Annotated in this window: 3 protein-coding genes and 1 pseudogene; all 4 read left to right on the forward strand. The window is 62.8% G+C overall.

Features of this window, described 5'->3' with window-relative positions; all coding sequences use genetic code 11:
* The coding region (locus tag L9Z73_RS28465) for a flagellar M-ring protein FliF C-terminal domain-containing protein (protein WP_282598791.1) at positions 1–767 on the forward strand (767 nt) is incomplete at its 5' end.
* Entirely contained in the window at positions 760–1,779 is a 1,020-nt protein-coding gene (fliG, locus tag L9Z73_RS28470) for a flagellar motor switch protein FliG (RefSeq protein ID WP_247408124.1), read from the forward strand. The genes L9Z73_RS28465 and fliG, both read left to right, overlap by 8 nt.
* Positions 1,780–1,789: 10 nt before the next feature.
* Positions 1,790–2,554: a flagellar assembly protein FliH gene (fliH, locus tag L9Z73_RS28475; protein WP_247408126.1), complete on the forward strand. Its 765-nt coding sequence runs from the start codon at positions 1,790–1,792 to the stop codon at positions 2,552–2,554.
* Positions 2,544–2,858, forward strand: a pseudogene (fliI, locus tag L9Z73_RS28480) (flagellum-specific ATP synthase FliI); the annotation flags it as partial. The gene fliH and the pseudogene fliI, both read left to right, overlap by 11 nt.

Raw genomic sequence — 2,858 nt, forward strand, 5'->3', positions numbered from 1 at the left:
AGACCACCGGCGGTGCGGCCGCGACCGCTGGCGCCATTGCCGCTGGCCAGCCACTGCTGGACGCCAACGGTCAGCAGATCATGGATCCGGCTACCGGTCAGCCGATGCTCGCGCCCTACCCGGCGGACAAGCGTAACCAGTCGACCAAGAACTTCGAACTCGACCGTTCCATCAGCCACACCAAGCAGCAACAGGGCCGAATCAATCGCCTGTCGGTGTCGGTGGTGGTCGATGATCAGGTCAAGATCGCCGCCGCTGATGGCGCCGTCACACGCGCCCCGTGGAGCGCCGACGAATTGGCGCGCTTCACTCGCCTGGTGCAGGATGCCGTCGGTTTCGACGCCAGCCGGGGTGACAGCGTCAGCGTGATCAACATGCCGTTCTCCGCCGAGCGTGGCGAAGTCATCGCTGAAGCGGCGTTCTACACCCAGCCGTGGTTCTGGGACATCGTCAAGCAAGTGCTGGGCGTGTTGTTCATCGTACTGCTGGTGTTCGGCGTGCTGCGTCCGGTGCTCAACAACATCACCGGCAGTGGCAAGAAACAACTGGCAACCTTCGCTGGCAGCGATGTCGAGTTGGGTGGCATGGGCGGCCTGGACGGCGAACTGGCCAACGACCGCGTCAGCCTCGGCGGTCCGCAAAGCATCCTGTTGCCAAGCCCGAGCGAAGGCTATGACGCTCAGTTGAACGCAATCAAGAGTCTGGTGGCAGAAGACCCGGGCCGTGTGGCCCAGGTCGTGAAAGAGTGGATTAACGCAGATGAGTGATAGTCGAGCCGCTGTTGCCAAACTCACCAAGGTCGACAAAGCCGCAGTCCTGCTGCTGTCCCTGGGTGAAACCGACGCCGCACAAGTGCTGCGCCACATGGGCCCCAAAGAGGTCCAGCGCGTGGGCGTGGCCATGGCGCAGATGCGCAACGTTCACCGTGAGCAGGTCGAGCAGGTGATGAGCGAGTTCGTCGAGATCGTCGGCGACCAGACCAGTCTGGGCGTCGGCTCCGACAGCTACATCCGCAAGATGCTCACCTCGGCCCTCGGCGAAGACAAAGCCAACGGCCTGATCGACCGCATCCTGCTGGGCGGCAACACCAGCGGCCTCGACAGCCTGAAATGGATGGAACCGCGTGCCGTCGCCGACGTGATCCGCTTCGAGCACCCGCAGATCCAGGCGATCGTGGTGGCGTACCTCGACCCCGACCAGGCCGGCGAAGTGCTCGGCCACTTCGACCACAAAGTGCGCCTGGACATCATCCTGCGCGTGTCGTCGTTAAACACCGTGCAGCCGGCGGCCCTGAAAGAACTCAACACGATTCTCGAGAAGCAGTTCTCGGGCAACTCGAATGCTGCGCGCACCACCTTGGGCGGTATCAAGCGCGCAGCCGACATCATGAACTTCCTCGACAGCTCGGTCGAAGGCCAGTTGATGGACTCGATCCGCGAGATCGACGACACCCTGTCCGGCCAGATCGAAGACCTCATGTTCGTGTTCAACAACCTCTCCGATGTCGACGACCGTGGCATCCAGGCGCTGCTGCGCGAAGTCTCCTCCGACGTGCTGGTGCTGGCCCTCAAGGGTTCGGACGAAGGCGTCAAGGAGAAGATCTTCAAGAACATGTCCAAGCGCGCCTCCGAACTGTTGCGCGACGACCTGGAAGCCAAAGGCCCGGTACGCGTCAGCGACGTGGAAACCGCTCAGAAGGAAATCCTCACGATTGCCCGCCGTATGGCCGAAGCCGGAGAAATCGTTCTCGGCGGGAAGGGCGGCGAAGAAATGATCTAAGGCGCTTTCCATGTCGAACAAAGATGAGACGCCCAGCGATCTGATTCGCGCGCGGGACGTGGGCGGGTTCGACATCTGGTCGTTGCCTAGCTTCGACCCGCATGTGCCGGAGCCCGAACCTGAGCCAGTGGTGGAAACACCGGTGGAAATGGAAGAAGTGCCGCTGGATGAAGTCCAGCCGCTGACCCTTGAAGAGTTGGAAAGCATTCGCCAGGAGGCCTACAACGAAGGCTTCGCCGCTGGTGAAAAAGATGGTTTTCGCAGCACCACGCTCAAGGTGCGCCAGGAAGCCGAGGCCGCCTTGAGCGTCAAGCTGGCCAGCCTCGAACGCCTGATGGGCAGCCTGTTCGAACCCATCGCCGAGCAGGATTCGCAGATCGAAAAAGCCATGGTCGGGTTGGTCGAGCACATCGCCCGCCAGGTGATCCAGCGTGAGCTGGTGCTGGACTCCAGTCAGATCGAAAGCGTCATGCGTGAAGCCCTCAAGCTGCTGCCCCTGGGTGTCGGCAATGTGCGGCTGCACATCAACCCGCAGGATTTCGAACAGGTCAAAGCCCTGCGCGAGCGCCATGAAGAAACCTGGCGCATCGTCGAAGATGCCGCGCTGCAGCCCGGTGGTTGCCGCGTCGAGACCGAATACAGCCGCATCGACGCCACGGTGGAAACGCGCATCAGCCAGATCATGGCCCAGTTGCTGGACCAGGTTCACGAGCAGGTCCTGAACCCGGCCGAACCTGACATGAGCGTGGACCTGGACGCCCCCGATGCGCCTTGATCGCACCAGCTTCGCCAAGCGCCTGAGCGGGTATGTCGAGGCCACCAAGTTGCCCGGCCAGCCGATCCTCGAAGGGCGCTTGCTGCGCATGGTTGGCCTGACCCTCGAAGCCGAAGGCCTGCGCGCCGCCATGGGCAGTCGCTGCCTGGTGATCAACGACGACAGCTACCACCCGGTGCAGGTCGAAGCCGAGGTGATGGGTTTTTCCGGCAGCAAGATTTTCCTGATGCCAGTTGGCAGCCTGGCGGGCATCGCCCCTGGCGCCCGCGTGGTGCCGCTGGCCGATACCGGCCGCCTGCCCATG

Origin of the sequence: Pseudomonas emilianonis, assembly GCF_023072625.1 — a bacterium.
Lineage (GTDB): Bacteria > Pseudomonadota > Gammaproteobacteria > Pseudomonadales > Pseudomonadaceae > Aquipseudomonas > Aquipseudomonas paraveronii.